At 29.6% G+C, this 16,055-nt stretch carries 15 protein-coding genes; all 15 read left to right on the top strand.

Annotation, left to right across the window (positions count from 1 at the left end):
• Positions 1–3 precede the first annotated feature (3 nt).
• The 15 genes from ACSIGC_RS16500 to ACSIGC_RS16430 all read left to right on the top strand — a co-directional run bounded on the left by ACSIGC_RS16500 (position 4) and on the right by ACSIGC_RS16430 (position 16,014).
• Positions 4–1,077, top strand: a complete 1,074-nt coding sequence (locus ACSIGC_RS16500; RefSeq protein ID WP_442265876.1) for a late control protein — start codon at positions 4–6, stop codon at positions 1,075–1,077.
• Between the two features lies 1 nt (position 1,078).
• Positions 1,079–1,657: a hypothetical protein gene (locus tag ACSIGC_RS16495; RefSeq protein ID WP_442265875.1), complete on the top strand. Its 579-nt coding sequence runs from the start codon at positions 1,079–1,081 to the stop codon at positions 1,655–1,657.
• Positions 1,658–1,659: 2 nt separating this feature from the next.
• Positions 1,660–1,845, top strand: coding sequence for a hypothetical protein (locus ACSIGC_RS16490; RefSeq protein ID WP_442265874.1), 186 nt, complete (start codon positions 1,660–1,662; stop codon positions 1,843–1,845).
• Between the two features lies 1 nt (position 1,846).
• Positions 1,847–2,161 carry a hypothetical protein gene (locus ACSIGC_RS16485; protein WP_442265873.1) on the top strand — a complete coding sequence of 105 codons (315 nt, stop codon included), beginning with the start codon at positions 1,847–1,849 and terminating at the stop codon, positions 2,159–2,161.
• A gap of 124 nt (positions 2,162–2,285) precedes the next feature.
• Positions 2,286–2,702, top strand: a complete 417-nt coding sequence (locus tag ACSIGC_RS16480) for a hypothetical protein (RefSeq protein WP_442265872.1) — start codon at positions 2,286–2,288, stop codon at positions 2,700–2,702.
• A gap of 112 nt (positions 2,703–2,814) precedes the next feature.
• Positions 2,815–3,189, top strand: coding sequence for a hypothetical protein (locus ACSIGC_RS16475; RefSeq protein WP_442265871.1), 375 nt, complete (start codon positions 2,815–2,817; stop codon positions 3,187–3,189).
• A gap of 26 nt (positions 3,190–3,215) precedes the next feature.
• Positions 3,216–4,865 (top strand): hypothetical protein, encoded by a 1,650-nt coding sequence (locus ACSIGC_RS16470; protein ID WP_442265870.1) that lies wholly within the window; start codon positions 3,216–3,218, stop codon positions 4,863–4,865.
• Positions 4,866–4,883: 18 nt separating this feature from the next.
• Complete coding sequence (locus ACSIGC_RS16465; protein WP_442265869.1) at positions 4,884–7,103, top strand: hypothetical protein; 2,220 nt, start codon at positions 4,884–4,886, stop codon at positions 7,101–7,103.
• 36 nt (positions 7,104–7,139) lie between these two features.
• Entirely contained in the window at positions 7,140–8,396 is a 1,257-nt protein-coding gene (locus ACSIGC_RS16460) for a hypothetical protein (RefSeq protein WP_442265868.1), read from the top strand.
• 24 nt (positions 8,397–8,420) lie between these two features.
• Positions 8,421–10,538: a hypothetical protein gene (locus tag ACSIGC_RS16455; protein ID WP_442265867.1), complete on the top strand. Its 2,118-nt coding sequence runs from the start codon at positions 8,421–8,423 to the stop codon at positions 10,536–10,538.
• Between the two features lie 673 nt (positions 10,539–11,211).
• The gene (locus ACSIGC_RS16450) at positions 11,212–12,081 is read left to right on the top strand and encodes a nucleotidyltransferase (RefSeq protein ID WP_442265866.1); all 870 of its coding nucleotides are present in this window, start codon (positions 11,212–11,214) and stop codon (positions 12,079–12,081) included.
• Between the two features lie 10 nt (positions 12,082–12,091).
• A complete protein-coding gene (locus ACSIGC_RS16445; RefSeq protein WP_442265865.1) occupies positions 12,092–12,556 on the top strand; it encodes a hypothetical protein in 465 nt (154 codons plus the stop codon).
• Positions 12,549–13,631, top strand: coding sequence for a hypothetical protein (locus tag ACSIGC_RS16440; RefSeq protein ID WP_442265864.1), 1,083 nt, complete (start codon positions 12,549–12,551; stop codon positions 13,629–13,631). The genes ACSIGC_RS16445 and ACSIGC_RS16440 overlap by 8 nt, the downstream gene beginning before the upstream one ends.
• 245 nt (positions 13,632–13,876) lie before the next feature.
• On the top strand, positions 13,877–14,371 hold the full coding sequence (locus tag ACSIGC_RS16435) for a phosphoglycerate mutase family protein (protein WP_442265863.1): 495 nt from the start codon (positions 13,877–13,879) through the stop codon (positions 14,369–14,371).
• 371 nt (positions 14,372–14,742) lie between these two features.
• A complete protein-coding gene (locus tag ACSIGC_RS16430; protein WP_442265862.1) occupies positions 14,743–16,014 on the top strand; it encodes a S8 family serine peptidase in 1,272 nt (423 codons plus the stop codon).
• Positions 16,015–16,055: the final 41 nt, after the last annotated feature.

Raw genomic sequence — 16,055 nt, 5'->3', positions numbered from 1 at the left:
AACATGTTTGTTTTAGACTGTAACATTAAAATAGGCGAATACACATTTAAACGTGTACACGATGTACAGATAGTAAAATCAGTAGACCTATTATCTGATACAGCTGTGATTAAAATGCCTGCCAGTGCGTTCTTTGATTCAAAAAACAACACAAAAGAACGAAAACAACTGGAAAGTGAAATAAAAACAGGAATGCCAGTAAGTATAAATTTATCTTACAAAGGTGTAGATGTGGAGCGTGAAGAGTTTAAAGGTTTTGTAAAACACGTAAGTCCTAAAAATCACATCGTAAATATAGAATGTGAAGATGCAGTTTATCATATTAGAAAGACAAGAATTAATAAAAACTTTAAAAAAACAACATTAAAAGAAGTTCTTGGTCATATTCTAGATGAAACTAATAAAACTCAAAACGATGTAAACATCGAATTAGGTGGAAATATTCCTGATGTAAATTTTGAAAAATTTGCTATAAAAAGCAAAAACGGAGCTCAAGCTCTTAAGAAAATAAAAGACGAATATGGACTTTCGATATTCTTAGACGATGATGGGAAACTTCATGCTGGTTTAAGAATGGATATAAATATTGGGAAATCTGCTAATTACCATGTTCAAAAAAATGTGGTAAGTCATGATTTAAAATACATTAAAAAAGAAGATGTAGAGCTGTATGTAAAAGTAATAGGTGTTCAAAAGGATAATACTAAAATAGAAACCATAGTTGGAGAACAAACTGGTGAGCAACGCACCTTGCATTTTTACAATTTAGGTACTGAAAAAGAATTAAAAGAAAGAGGCGAAGCTGAATTAGACAAACTTAAATACACAGGATATAGAGGCGATTTAACTAGTTTTCTAATCCCTTATGCTACTAGAGGTATGGGTGTTACCATTACAGATAACAGATACCCATACAGAAATGGGCAACAAAAGAACACAGATTCAGGTTCGACTCAATCTAACAATTCCTCTGTACAATATTTTGTTCCGAAAGTAACTACAACATTCGGACAAAACGGAGCAAGAAGAAAAGTTGAATTAGGAGCTATTATTGAACCAAAAGACAAAATCGGATAATATGGGAAGAGATAAAGATTTACAAGATGCATTCAGACAATTAGTTGCTAAAGAACCCGAAACATTCATTGCTACAGTGACAAAAGTTGACAAAGAAACAAAAACTATTGAAGTTATTGATACTGATGGTTTTGATTTTGATGATGTGCGATTAACTAGTGTAATAGACGATACAAATAAAGTAGTGCAATATCCAAAAGAAGAAACTACTGTTTTAGTTAGCAGAATTGGAAACGACGATAATACTCTTTTTGTAAGTGCTATAAGTGAAGTAGAGAGTATTGAAGGAACTATAGAAGATACTCACTTTTTAATTAACAAAGATGGTTATATAATTGAAAAAGGAGAAGATAACGTTCATTTCAATATCACAGACGACGGTTATCTTATTAAAAAAGGTAATGTCAGATTAAAAGACATTATCAATGAAATTCAAAATCAAATAGGAAGTCTTTGTGATGAAGTAAACAAAATTGTTGTTTCTGTTGGGGTTACTCCGAATGTTGCTGCAATAACACAAATTAAAACTGCTGTTACTAGTACTTTAAACACGAAATTAGATAAAATACTAAAACCTTAATTATGCCTTTAAATAAAATTGCTTTAGAAGCTCAAATCAAAAGTATTTTAGCTCCTTCTAACAATACCGAAAACAACTATGAGCAAGTAGCTGCAGACTTAGCAAGCGCTATAGATACTTATGTAAAAACAATGACCATAATTGGAGTTGGAAATCAAGGAGCTCCATTAAGCTTAACTATTACATAATATGAAAGAGTTTATCGTAAATCATATAGATATCATAATTGGTTATCTATTCGGAGCTGGCGGATTATTAACAGCCTGGACAGAAAGAAAAAAAAGAAGACAAGAGCTCATTAAAGAAGAAACCCAAAACCAACAACAAGTAGTGGATTTATATCAAGAAGCATTAGATGACTTAAAAAAGAGATATGACGAAAAATTCAACGAATTAGAAATAGAAATAAAACAATTAAGAACCAATTTAGACTTATGGAAAAGTAAATACAGAGGTTTAAAAGATGAATTTGAAGTTTATAAAAACGATCATAAAATAGCATAATATTTACAGAATTAACAAAAGTTTAAGGTAATCTATAGTTAAAAAGCACAGTATTAGCGATTAATTAAAATTCTAAAATTATTTTTCAAAGCTGTATTGAGAATCAAACAAAAAAAAATTAACAATGAAATTAAATTACCTAGAACTCCCATCGTTCATCCCTGTATCAAAATTAAATGCTATTAAAAACGGTTTTATAATTACAAAAACTATAGAAATAACACTCTCAGACGGAAGAAAGCTTTCAATACCAGAAGGATATATTATACAATCTACCAACATACCAAAATGGATTAAAAAGCTTTCTTTCTCTACTCAAAAAGTTTCGATTGCCACATTAATTTACGATAGATTATGGACTGAGCAAATTAGTGAAATAGAATATTTTGGTAACATTTACGAAGCTTTACAGTTTTCAAACAAAGAATTTCTTAAATGGAATAATGCTAGCAACCCTAGTAATAGATTTATAAACTTTGTCAAATATCAATTTTTAAAACACTTTTCTATTCGATACTATATTAAGAAAGGATTAGTTTAACCTCATCTACTTTTCTTTTAAAACTACGTCTAGTCAAACAAATTATAATAAAAAATATTACGAGCTAAAATTATTTAGCTTGAGTAACTATTTTATCTAACACTATAGAATTATGATAAATACAGTAACAGTTAGTAACAACCAATCTTTATTTGATATCGCTATTCAAACTACAGGTATAGCTGCTAACGCTTTAATTATTGCACAAGAAAATGGGTTATCTATTACTAATAACCTAACTGTAGGAAGTGTTTTAACTATTCCAAATAATATTATAGAAGATACAACTATAAAAAATTATTACAATCAACAAAATTTATCTCCTGCATCAGGTTTAACCAAAAGTGATGAAGGAATTACTCAAGGTCTTCAAGGAATTGGATACTGGATTATTGGATCTAATTTTAAAGTAGAAAGCAACGATATAAATAAAGAAGATATAGATGTTGTGATTAATGATGGATACCCATTATTTGAAAAATCTTAAAAGGCTATCAAACAAGAAAAAAACAAATGAAAACTAGTATAGACATATTAAAAACCTGGTTTCAAACTGGTGACAAACCAACTGAAAACCAATTTGAAAACCTTATTGATAGTTTTCATCATAAAGATGATGGAAATATCATTACACAATATCAAATACAAGATAACGGAAATATCTCTTTTACTTTTTCAGATGGTAATATTGTATCTATCGAAAAATTTGTTTTACCTAATACTATGCCTCAAAACTTTATTGACGGTTTAGTTGAAACCTTAAACTCTAAAGTAAATAAAGAAACTGGAAGACAATTATCTGATGAAAATTTCTCATTAGAATTAAAACAAAAATTAGAAGGCTTACAAAACTATATTCATCCAGAATTCCATCAAATTACAGATATAGAAGGTTTACAAGAAGCAATAGAAAGTAAAGTTAATATTGTACCTGGAAAACAATTATCTGATGAAAATTTTTCTACGGAAGAAAAAGAAAAATTAGCCAATTTAAAAAATTATATAGCTCCAGAATCTAAACCTATAAGTTATATAGAAGAACTAGAAGAGTCTTTAAGTAAAATCAATCAAGACCTAGAAAACAAAGTAGAAATCATTGAAGGCAAACAACTTTCTGATGAAAATTTTTCTACTGAAGAAAAAGAAAAGCTTGCTAATTTTAATATTAGCACCTTCTCTAGTGTGTCTGATGGTGAAAATAAAATTATTGCTAATGGTCAGGCAGATGAGTTGGTTTTTGATGGTGCAACTATTGACGTTGATAAAAATATAATCGTTATAGATCAACCTGAAATTCCTACTTCATTCCCTATCAGTAGTATTCAAAATTTAGAAAATGAATTAAATAACAAAGTAGACAAAGTTAGCTTAGATCCTATTGTTAAAAATCTAGAAAACCAAATTAATGAAAGAGTAACCGGAATTGAATTTCATGATGAATTAGATCAAATAAAACTTGAAATAGACAACAAGTTAAATGAAAATCAAGTTGATGATAAATTGGTAGAAATTAAATCTGAGTTAAACAACAAAGTAGATAAAGTACCAGGAAAGCAGCTTTCTACAAATGATTTCACAACCGCAGAAAAACAGAAACTTGCTGGATTAGGAAATCAAAGTCTTAAAATATATAAAGATTCAAAATCTGTTTTCTATGATCCAGAAGAACTTCAAGCTGGTAAAATTAATCTATTAGATCAATCATTTATCGCATATGAATTACTTAGGGAATTCAATACCATCAAATTAAACTCTACTCTAAGGTGCTACATTCCAGATAATGTTGAAATAACTCAAAAGAATTTCAATTTTTCAGTTGAACTTGGTTTAATTAGAAATTTAAATTCTGCTTATACTCTTTTCAATATAACTGTTATAAATTTTGAGCCCTCAAAATTAGTTTACTTAAATGATATTGTTTTAATAACCGACATAGTAACCCATAATGCTAATGGGGTTCGATTTATAACACAAAATATTGAAATCGATTGTGCTAAACCATTGCAAACAGCATACTCAAAAACAGAAACATACCCGAGAACATATTTTGATTATCCGTTATCAGAAACTCCTAATAAAACAGATAACAACAAATTGTTATTAAACTTTACTAACTCTCCATTTAGAATATGGACACAAGCATCAGTGGTGATGGTTTATTAATTTTTTCAAATTAAAAAAATGAAAACAAGTATCGACATATTAAAAACCTGGTTTCAAACTGGCGATAAGCCTACTGAAAATCAATTTGAAAACCTTATTGATAGTTTTCATCACAAAGATGATGGAAATATCATTACACAATATCAAATACAAGATAACGGAAATGTTTCTTTTACTTTTTCAGATGGTAATACAGCATCAATAGAAAAGTTTGTTTTACCTAATACTATGCCTCAAAACTTTATTGATGGCTTAGTTGAAACTTTAAATTCTAAAGTAAATAAACAAACTGGAAAACAGTTATCTGATGAAAATTTCTCGTTAGAATTAAAACAAAAACTAGAAGGTTTACAAAATTATATTCATCCAGAATTCCATCAAATTACAGATATAGAAGGTTTACAAGAAGCAATAGAAAGTAAAGTTGATATTGTTCCTGGAAAACAATTATCTGATGAAAATTTTTCTACGGAAGAAAAAGAAAAGCTTGCTGGTTTAGAAAATTATGTTGCTCCAGATTCGAAACCGATTAGTTATATCGAAGAACTTGAAGAAACCATAACAAAAATCAACCAAGACTTAGAAAACAAAGTTGATTTAATAGAAGGAAAACAACTTTCTGATGAAAACTTTTCTACTGAAGAAAAAGAAAAACTTGCTAATTTTAACATTAGTACTTTTTCAAGTATTTCAGATGGAGAAAATAGAATTATTGCTAATGGTCAGGCAGATGAGTTGATTTTTGATGGCATAACAATTGACTCTGAAGACGGAACAATCAAAATTGATAATTTAACTCATACATTGGGGACAAAAAACCATGATTTTTTACATGGTGTCTCAATAAATCAGAATTATAAAGGTAAAGGTCGTTTAGTAATGACCAATGGTTCAAATAACATATCTGGCATTGAAGGTACTGAATTTCTAAAAGATGGAAATGGTGATGTTAGCTTTTGGTACCAATTAACAATTATTACCCCTGAAAATGGAGCTATAGGAATAATTCTTAGTGAAATAACAAGTGATACATCGATGACTTTATCTGATGTTTATGAATATGCTACAGACACTTGGACAACAACTTGGAATTTCCCTTCTGGTGAATATACCTATTATGTTAATCTATTATCAATAGCAAAGGGTCAAGGTTCAAATGCACTAGGAGAAAGTACTTATGCTGGTTCAAATTGGTCTTTTGCAAGTGGAAATCAATCTAGAGCTACCGGTTCTTCTTCTCATGCAACAGGTGACAGAACAAGTGCTTCTGGAAGTGGATCAAGATCTTCTGGTCATATCACATCTGCTACTGGTCATTACTCAGATGCGTCAGGTTACAAAACATTGGCTTCTGGTAAAGCTTCGCATGCTGAAGGCACAGCTAACTCAGCTTCTGGTAATAATTCACATTCAGGAGGAATAGAAAATGAAGCTAATTCTTTTTCTGAAACTTCAATTGGAATGTATGGAACAAAAGCTTCTGATGGTAATCCTACTTCAATAGTTTTAACAGACAGAATATTTAATATCGGAATTGGTAACAGCAACACCAATAGAGCTGATGCTTTAACTGTTTTTAAGAACGGAAAAATAATTGCTCCGAGCTACAAAATCGCTGAAATAAACGAGCCTAAATCTTTAATTACAAAAGAATATGCAGACGCTAATTATTCCTCTAGTTCTGGTGCCACAGATTTAAGTTATAAACCAAGCCCTGTAAATGGAATTATTTACTCAAGCACAGGAAATGAAACTACTATACCTTCTGCAAATGCAACCAATGCAGGATTAATGAAATCTGATTTTTATGAAATCGGTTCTTTTAAACCCATATTAACAAGCGCATCTTCAGAGTCATATAGTTTTAATATACAAATAGCAAGTTATACAAGAATAGGAAACTTAGTTAGTTTTCAAATAATTTTAAATAATATTAATGATATAGAAACACCTCCTAATGGTACTTTATTTATAGAAAAACTTCCTTTTCCACAAGGCCCTAATAAACAACCTAATACATTTAATTATCAAGTAACTACATCTGGAGGTAATATTCCTTTTACTTCACTTGTAGGAACAAACTTCGGTGATGATAAAATAATGTTTAACAAAGGAACTGGAGAAACTTCTAATACTAATACTTGGTTTGGTTTGAGTTTTAAAAATGGTGTGATAAATGTATCTGGAACTTACACTACCAACGTTTATACCCATTACGTTTCGTCTCAAGTTAGATAAAATTATAATACTCTTTTTTTACTTAATTATAAACTAATGAAAACAAGTATCGACATATTAAAAACCTGGTTTCAAACTGGCGATAAGCCTACTGAAAATCAATTTGAAAATCTTATTGATAGTTTTCATCATAAAGATGATGGAAATATCATTACACAATATCAAATACAAGATAACGGGAATGTTTCCTTTACTTTTTCAGATGGTAATACAGCATCAATAGAAAAGTTTGTTTTACCTAATACTATGCCTCAAAACTTTATTGATGGCTTAGTTGAAACTTTAAATTCTAAAGTAAATAAACAAACTGGAAAACAGTTATCTGATGAAAATTTCTCGTTAGAATTAAAACAAAAACTAGAAGGTTTACAAAATTATATTCATCCAGAGTTCCATCAAATTACAGATATAGAAGGTTTACAAGAAGCAATAGAAAGTAAAGTTGATATTGTTCCTGGAAAACAATTATCTGATGAAAATTTTTCTACGGAAGAAAAAGAAAAGCTTGCTGGTTTAGAAAATTATGTTGCTCCAGATTCGAAACCGATTAGTTATATCGAAGAACTTGAAGAAACCATAACAAAAATCAACCAAGACTTAGAAAACAAAGTTGATTTAATAGAAGGAAAACAACTTTCTGATGAAAACTTTTCTACTGAAGAAAAAGAAAAACTTGCTAATTTTAACATTAGTACTTTTTCAAGTATTTCAGATGGAGAAAATAGAATTATTGCTAATGGTCAGGCAGATGAATTAGTTTTAAAAGGAGCGAAAATAGACACAGAGAATAATATTGTTCTTATTGGAACTAACAGTTTCGTCATAGAAAAAGAAATTAATCTCGACTACTTTAATACCATAGATGACAAAGAAATAAAAATATTATCTCTTTTAAAAAATCCTAAAACTAATAGTGTATTTGTTCCTAAAAATGTAACTATTACGGGTTATGCAGAACCTTTTACAGAATATGGTTATGCATTATCATTAGGTTTTGCCGATTTAACTAAAGAAAAGCCATACGAGAATACATTTCACATATTCCCATTAACAACTTTAAGTAATTTTTCAGCAGAAGCTCCATCAATTGTATACACACCTTTAACAATTCGATATAGTAACCTTAAAGATTATTCAACTGAATTTCAACAAGAAATAAGACTAATTGGTGAACCTAATAAGATTATCGATACTTTAAAAGGAACTATAACTATAAGAATCGAATATTTCACTATAGATATTAAAAAAGAAGAACCAATTATCTCAGAGACTGTTCCTCAGGCAACATTCTAGATTTTAAGATCCGATAAAAAGAAAATGAAGACAAGTTTAGACATATTAAAAAGTTGGTTTCAAACTGGAGACACTCCTACAGAAAATCAATTTGAAAACCTTATTGATAGTTTTCATCATAAAGATGATGGAAATATTATTACAAACTATGAAGTTCTATCTAACGGAGATGTTTCATTCACCTTTTCAGATGGCACCAATACACTAATTGAAAAGTTTGTTTTACCTAACACAATGCCTCAAAACTTTATTGATGGTTTAATTGAAACTTTAAACTCTAAAGTAAACAAAGAAACTGGTAAGCAACTTTCTGATGAAAATTTCTCATTAGAATTAAAACAAAAATTAGAAGGTTTACAAAACTATATCCATCCTGAATTTCATGAAATTACAGATGTGAAAGGTTTACAAGAAGCTATAGAAAGTAAGGTTGATCTTATTGATGGTAAACAACTTTCTGATGAAAATTTTTCTGCGGAAGAAAAAGAAAAACTTGCTAATTTAAAAAACTATATCGCTCCAGAATCTAGACCAATTAGTTATATAGAAGAACTAGAAGAGTCTTTAACAAAAATAAATCAAGATTTAGAAAACAAAGTAGAAATCATTGAAGGCAAACAACTTTCTGATGAAAACTTTTCTACGGAAGAAAAAGAGAAGCTTGCTAATTTTAATATAAGTACCTTCTCTACTATATCTGATGGAGAAAATAAAATTATTGCCAACGGACAAGCAGACGAATTAGTTTTCGATGGAGTTACTATAGATACTGAGCAAAATAAAATAGTTATAAATCAGGTTGAAAATCTTTCTGAATTAAATAACGATTTAAATTTAGCAGTAGCAGGAGCTCCTTTAAAAAACAATAATACTTTTCAAGTTATTCCATCTCAAATAGGGTATCCCGTAATTAAAGTTGGTGCTATTAAAATTAACGTACCTAAAGACATTCAGCTTAATTCTTTTACTTTATTTTTAGATATAAGCACAGGTTATCAAGGTCCTGATAAAGTATCTACAAGTATGATTATCAATGCTTTTATTTATCAAAACCCTGAAACTGGAACGAATTTCCATACAGAATCTGTTAGAACAATTGCTTCGGATAAAAAACATGACTATAATGTCCGTTTTGAAAGAGGAGAAAATGCAGCAATATATATTGGAGAACTAGATACTGATTTTAGATTCGCTAATGTTGCAATTACTAAAATTACTGGTAGATACAATGGTGGTTTAGATGACATTTTACTTAAAAGAATACAAAATGAATTTACAATAGAACAAACTGATACGTTTGGAACAATCACCAAAACTCTTAGTAATAATTTAATTCAAGGAAAAACTGACGAAAGCAAAGTAGACAAAATCACTGGAAAACAACTATCTACAAATGATTTCACAGATGAAGAAAAAAACAAATTAGCTAAAATTAATTTAAATAGTTTTAGTTCTATTACAGACGGTGTTAATACAATTTCTGCATCTAAAGAAAATGATGAAGTTACTTTTAAAGGAGTTACTATAGATTCAACAAACAATTCTATAGAAATTGATCAATCAGATCATCAAAATATTTTTCCAGAGTTTAATTTCTCATGGGGAAATGTATCAAGAAATTACACAAAAAGTTACACTAATGATTCAACTAAAACGTATTCAGGAAATGTAAATTTATTAGATTGTGAATTAACAAATGGCTCTAATAACTTTTTAAATTACGAACCTAAAATATTATTATACAGATATAAATCTAAAAAGAAAGTTACTTATTACGATAAAACAACTAATCAACCTTTCTTGTTTACTAAAAAGGCTAAATTTTATCATTATCAAGATTTTGGTAAAAGAAAAACAATTATTCCTATTACTAACAGAAGTTCAACTTTAGATTTCGGATTAGAACACTTCTTTAAAGATGAAATTTCTTCTACATCTAGTAGACTTTTAGCCATGGGAATGAAAAATAGTAATCAAAATACATTGTATAGGAAAAAGAGTCGTTCTCAAGCTCATTTTTACATAAAACTAAGGTTACAATTAACCTACAAAGGAAAAACTATGTTATCTCCTTTTTCTGAAACTTTAAGAGTTTTTATTGACAAACATGAAAAACATAAAATAAGTTTCGAAAGAGTTTAAAATATCTGATTAAATAGGTAACTCTTCGATGAGATACTCCTAAAATCGTAACTCTTTAACGAGATACGCAGAAAAAAAGCTCTTAAATGAGCTTGATGTCCTGGGAAAACGACAGTCACAATTGTGATTGTCGCCTTGGACACGAATTCAAAAAACTAAAAAATCATATATAAAAAAATGGTAACTCTTCGATGAGATACTCCTAAAATCGTAACTCTTGAATGAGATACGCAGAAAAAAAGCTCTTGAATGAGCTTGATGTCCTGGGAAAACGACAGTCACAATTGTGATTGTCGCCTTGGACACGAATTCAAAAAACTAAAAAATCATATATAAAAAAATGGTAACTCTTTGATGAGATACTCCTAAAATCGTAACTCTTGAATGAGATACGCAGAAAAAAAGCTCTTAAATGAGCTTGATGTCCTGGGAAAACGACAGTCACAATTGTGATTGTCGCCTTGGACACGAATTCAAAAAACTAAAAAATCATATATAAAAAAATGGTAACTCTTTGATGAGATACTCCTAAAATCGTAACTCTTGAATGAGATACGCAGAAAAAAAGCTCTTAAATGAGCTTGATGTCCTGGGAAAACGACAGTCACAATTGTGATTGTCGCCTTGGACACGAATTAAACAACAAAATAACATTTATTAAATAACAAGTATCATGGCAAGAAGCATTAATGAAATACAAGAAAGTATTCTTGAAAGCATTAATTCTGACACAGAATTAAATGCTTTAGAAGTATTAACCAATAATGAAAAAGATAATTTAACAAGTACTTCAAAGGTATCTATCTGGAGATTATTTGTATTTATTATATCTGTAAGTTTTTGGACAATAGAAAAACTATTTGACACTTTAAAACAAGAAATTGAAGAATTATTATATCTATTAAAACCACATAAACCAAGTTGGTACAGAAAAAAAGTATTAGACTTTCAATTTGGTCACGAATTAAATGAAAAAGATATTTATAATAATGACGGACTTACTCAAAAACAAATAGAAGATGCTAAAGTTGTAAAGTATGCAGCTGTAGTAGAAATTAACTCTATTTTATATGTAAAAGTTGCCGGAGAAAACAATACCGTAAGAGCAAAACTTTCAGATCCTCAAGAAGCTGCTTTAATTCAGTATATAAAATTAATTAGAGATGCTGGAGTAAAAGTAGTTCTAATTAACAGAGATGCAGATTTATTGAAATTAGAAATCGATGCATATTATAACCCATTAGAGATTGATGCTAATGGAGCTCGTTTAGACGGATCTGACAATGAACCTTTACAGAACAAATTAAAACAGTATTTAAAAGAATTTGAATTTAATGGGGAACTTGTTTTAACAAAATTAACAGATCAGTTACAACAAGTACAAGGTATAGAAATGCCAGTTATAAAAGAAGCATATTATAAGTTTGGAAACCAACAAGATTGGACTCCAATTAACGAGACTTATCAATCAGATGCTGGACACATGAAGATTAACGAAGATAACTTAACTATTAATTGGATACCTAGAGATGTCACGCTATAAAATATATGATATGGATTTTAATAAACTAGTAAGTTTATTACTTCCTACTTTCAAGAGAAAAACTAAAATTATAAACTTTTTAAAATCTCTCATAAAACCACTAACTGAGCTTTTTCAAATTTTTAAAAGATTTAGAAAAGATACTCTTTATAAAATTAATCATAATGGTCAGGTAGTGTATTTACAAAAAGTTTTAAATGACAGATTTGATAAAACACAAAGAAGAATTTACATATCAGACGGATTATTTAACAACCCTACTTATGTATATCCTCATGAAGATCAAAAAGATATTTACCTAAATACACAATACATTTTTAATCAAACTGAATTAGAATTTAAAGATGTTGATTTTGTTGTTGTACTTCCATCTGATATTTCGGTATCAGATGAGGAAGACATCCGAATGAGATCGTTAATTAATTATTACAAATTAGCTAGTAAAACTTATAAAATAACTACACAAGATGAATAGATTAGAACTTTTTGACGGAGGTTTTCCGTTAGCTACAGAAACTTTAGATTTCTTACAAGGTCAGAGTCATATGGCTTCAACTTTAACGGCACTAGGAGGAAGCGATACTTACATTTTATCAGGAGTAATTACTCAAGGGAGTAACGTTACTGATGGTATGATTGTTTATAAAGGAGAAATTTTACCTTTTACAGGTGGGCCGATTCAATCAAATGTAACCATAATTGAAGTTAAGGAAGAGGTAACATATCAAACAGATCAAGACGGAGACGGATTAGGTGATGAAAAATCAGCATATGTAAGAAGAAGGGCTGAATTTGGTACAGGTGGAGTTCAAACATTTAGCTTTTCTGAATTAAAACCATTTATTCAAGGTGTAGCAAATCAAATGTTTACCACATTCTTTAAAGATGTAAGATTACCTTATGTCGGTGCTATTGAGGATATTCCTGTTGGTTGGGAATTATGTGAAATCTTATCAGGACATTTCCCTGTAATTTATGATCCTACAAATCCAGATTATAACTTAATTGGTAAAACTGGTGGGGCAAATAGCAGAGTTTTAACACAAGCACAAATGCCTGCACATAATCACACTGGTACGACTTCTACAAACGGTCATCACTCTCATACTGGTAGCACCTCTGCCGCTGGAAATCACAATCACTCTGGAAACACCTCTTCTGCTGGTAATCACAGACATACTGGTAACACTTCTTATAATGGAAGTCATACTCATGGTATTAAGAATGATTATAATAGAACCCCAAGAAGTGTAGACACAAGTGTTGGTGAATGGGGAGGACATAACTATGGTATTGACCAATATATTCAAACTAATAGTGCTGGAAACCACAGCCATAGCTTTACCTCTAATTATGCTGGTACGCATACACATAGTATTACTACTAATACTGCAGGAAATCATACCCATAGTATAAATACTAATGCTACCGGAAACCATAATCACTCATTTACAACTCAATTGAAAGGAGGTAACCAAGCTTTTGATAACCGACCTAAATATAAAGTTATTGCTTTAATTAAATATGTTGGGATAAACCCAGTTTCTTAGATTAATTTTAATAATCTCCTTAAACCGCCTTCGGGCGGTTTTAAAAAATAATCTCATTTAAAATGTATTACAGTGTTTTTCCTATAACTAAACACTTTAAAATTACTTAACTTGTACTCTCATTATTCCCCCGCGTTCCCTTCAAGAAATCTAAACGCATTTAAAAGCCTCTTCTATGGAGGCTTTTTCTATTATATTTAAAAAAATAAAACCTTAAACTAATAAAAAACTTGTATTTTCATTTTATGAAAAAAACAATACTACTCTTAATATTTACCATAGTTAGTCTTTTAAGTTCTGCTCAAGAAAAAAATGAAAAATCAACTTATTTTTTTATTCGTCATGCTGAAAAAGAGTTAAATGTTAAAAATCCTGATTTAACTAAAAAAGGAGAGCAAAGAGCTTTAAACTGGGTTAAAATATTACATCACTATAAAATTGATGAAGTATTTTCTACTAACTTTAAAAGAACAATACAAACGGCATTACCCATAGCTAAAAAGTATAAATTACAAACTCAAATTTATCACCCATTCAAATTTAATATTGAAAAGATCTTATCTAAATATCAAGGTAAAAATATTGTTATTGTTGGGCATAGTAATACCATTCCTTCTCTTGTGAATAAATTTATAGGTCAGGAAAAATACAAAGATATTAATGAATCTATATATGGAAATTTATATATAGTTACAGTTGACAAAAAAAGTGTACACGATATTATGTTAAGTATTGAATAACTTTGTATCCAAAAGTTAAATCTAAATGGAAAATAGCTCATCTATTTATTAGATTCATAAAATTATGAAAAACATGTTTTTCATAATTTTATTTAGTTAAAAAAAAGTTAAAATTTAATATTTTTTAACATAATTTAACAAAATAAAAAAGACCTTATAATTTTTTAAAAATGATTGTTTTTTTAACCTCTAATTTAACTTAAAGCATGATTTTTACTAAAGCAACACTGTTGCTTTAAATTATTTAATTTCCACCTCACACACAAATAAAAAACTAAAAAACAAGTAGTTGACTCTACAAGTCTGTCTTTTTTTTTATCGGTTAATTTCTAAATTTGACCAATTTAAAAATTTAATTAACCCTTATAATCATGAAAAATTTTATCAAAATTTCTTTAAGTGCATTAGTAGTTTCAGCATTACTAATCACATCTTGTCAAAATGAAAACACATCAGACAATGATTTAAACACCAACATTGAAGCAAACGCTAAGGATGGTAACATTATTCCAGGCCAGTACATAGTTGTTTTTAAAGAATCTTCTGTAACTCCATCTTCTAAACTTTTGTCTAAAACAAGATTTACAAATAGAAATTTAAAAGCTAAAGCAGCAGATAATATTTCCGAAAAATCAATTTTAAAGATGAAAACTATTTTATCTGAAAATGGATTAGATCAGAATAATGTTTCAAATTACTACACTACAAAAATTTCAGGTTTAGCTGTAAAATTAACAGATGAAGAATTTAAAAAATTATCGCAAGATCCAAATGTAGCTGCAATTGAGCACGACAGAATCGTAGAGTTACCAGATTTCCAAGTAGAAGATGTACAATCTAAAGGTGTATCACAAAGAATGGCTCAACAAACTCCTTGTGGTATTTCAAGAGCTGGAGGTTTTACTAATGGTGCCTCTAAAGATGAATGGATTTGGATTATAGATAGCGGTATAGATTTAGATCATCCAGATTTAAACGTAGTAACAAATTCTACTTATGCTAGATCATTTGTTGGTGGTTCTGCAAACGATTGTAATGGACATGGTACTCATGTTGCTGGAACAGCTGCAGCAATTAACAATAATATTGGTGTTGTAGGTGTATCTGCTGGTGCTACAGTAGTACCTGTGAGAGTGTTTGGCTGTAGTGGTGGTAGTGCTACTTCTACTATTTTAGCAGGAATTAATCATGTTGGTAGGTATGATATTCCAGGTGATGTTGCTAATTTAAGTTTAGGTGGATACTTTGGTTCTGGTTGTGGTAGTTCTTCTTCATACATTAGTGCTATTCGTGCATTAGGAAATGCAGGTACTTTTGTTTCTATTGCTGCTGGAAATGATTCAGATAACGCAGCTAAGTATGATCCTGCTTGTATAAATGGGACAAATATTTTTACTGTAGCTTCAATGACTTGTAACCGTGGTTTTTCTTCTTTCTCAAACTATAACATGAACCCTATTGATGTAATAGCTACTGGTTCTAGTGTAAGAAGTACTTATTTAAATGGTGGTTATGCAACCTTAAGCGGTACATCTATGGCTGCTCCTCATGTTGCTGGAATTATGCACGCTAGAGGTGGTGCTCCAAGAACATCAGGAACTGTAAGTAATAGAGGAGAAAATTATCCTATTGCTGTAAGATAATTCTTACAAGAATTTATTTCATAATAATGCAAAAAACCATC

The organism is Tenacibaculum aquaeponti (genome assembly GCF_052084715.1).
Lineage (GTDB): Bacteria > Bacteroidota > Bacteroidia > Flavobacteriales > Flavobacteriaceae > Polaribacter.
This window is presented reverse-complemented; position numbering and strand designations above follow the sequence as displayed.

Bases quoted from the DNA above. Each gene is read 5' to 3' on its own strand.
- ACSIGC_RS16440 (WP_442265864.1), top strand. From the start codon at position 12,549: ATGAATAGATTAGAACTTTTTGACGGAGGTTTTCCGTTAGCTACAGAA.
- ACSIGC_RS16495 (WP_442265875.1), top strand. From the start codon at position 1,079: ATGGGAAGAGATAAAGATTTACAAGATGCATTCAGACAATTAGTTGCT.
- ACSIGC_RS16470 (WP_442265870.1), top strand. From the start codon at position 3,216: ATGAAAACTAGTATAGACATATTAAAAACCTGGTTTCAAACTGGTGAC.
- ACSIGC_RS16490 (WP_442265874.1), top strand. From the start codon at position 1,660: ATGCCTTTAAATAAAATTGCTTTAGAAGCTCAAATCAAAAGTATTTTA.
- ACSIGC_RS16480 (WP_442265872.1), top strand. From the start codon at position 2,286: ATGAAATTAAATTACCTAGAACTCCCATCGTTCATCCCTGTATCAAAA.
- ACSIGC_RS16450 (WP_442265866.1), top strand. From the start codon at position 11,212: ATGGCAAGAAGCATTAATGAAATACAAGAAAGTATTCTTGAAAGCATT.
- ACSIGC_RS16465 (WP_442265869.1), top strand. From the start codon at position 4,884: ATGAAAACAAGTATCGACATATTAAAAACCTGGTTTCAAACTGGCGAT.
- ACSIGC_RS16435 (WP_442265863.1), top strand. From the start codon at position 13,877: ATGAAAAAAACAATACTACTCTTAATATTTACCATAGTTAGTCTTTTA.
- ACSIGC_RS16445 (WP_442265865.1), top strand. From the start codon at position 12,092: ATGGATTTTAATAAACTAGTAAGTTTATTACTTCCTACTTTCAAGAGA.
- ACSIGC_RS16430 (WP_442265862.1), top strand. From the start codon at position 14,743: ATGAAAAATTTTATCAAAATTTCTTTAAGTGCATTAGTAGTTTCAGCA.
- ACSIGC_RS16460 (WP_442265868.1), top strand. From the start codon at position 7,140: ATGAAAACAAGTATCGACATATTAAAAACCTGGTTTCAAACTGGCGAT.
- ACSIGC_RS16475 (WP_442265871.1), top strand. From the start codon at position 2,815: ATGATAAATACAGTAACAGTTAGTAACAACCAATCTTTATTTGATATC.
- ACSIGC_RS16500 (WP_442265876.1), top strand. From the start codon at position 4: ATGTTTGTTTTAGACTGTAACATTAAAATAGGCGAATACACATTTAAA.
- ACSIGC_RS16455 (WP_442265867.1), top strand. From the start codon at position 8,421: ATGAAGACAAGTTTAGACATATTAAAAAGTTGGTTTCAAACTGGAGAC.
- ACSIGC_RS16485 (WP_442265873.1), top strand. From the start codon at position 1,847: ATGAAAGAGTTTATCGTAAATCATATAGATATCATAATTGGTTATCTA.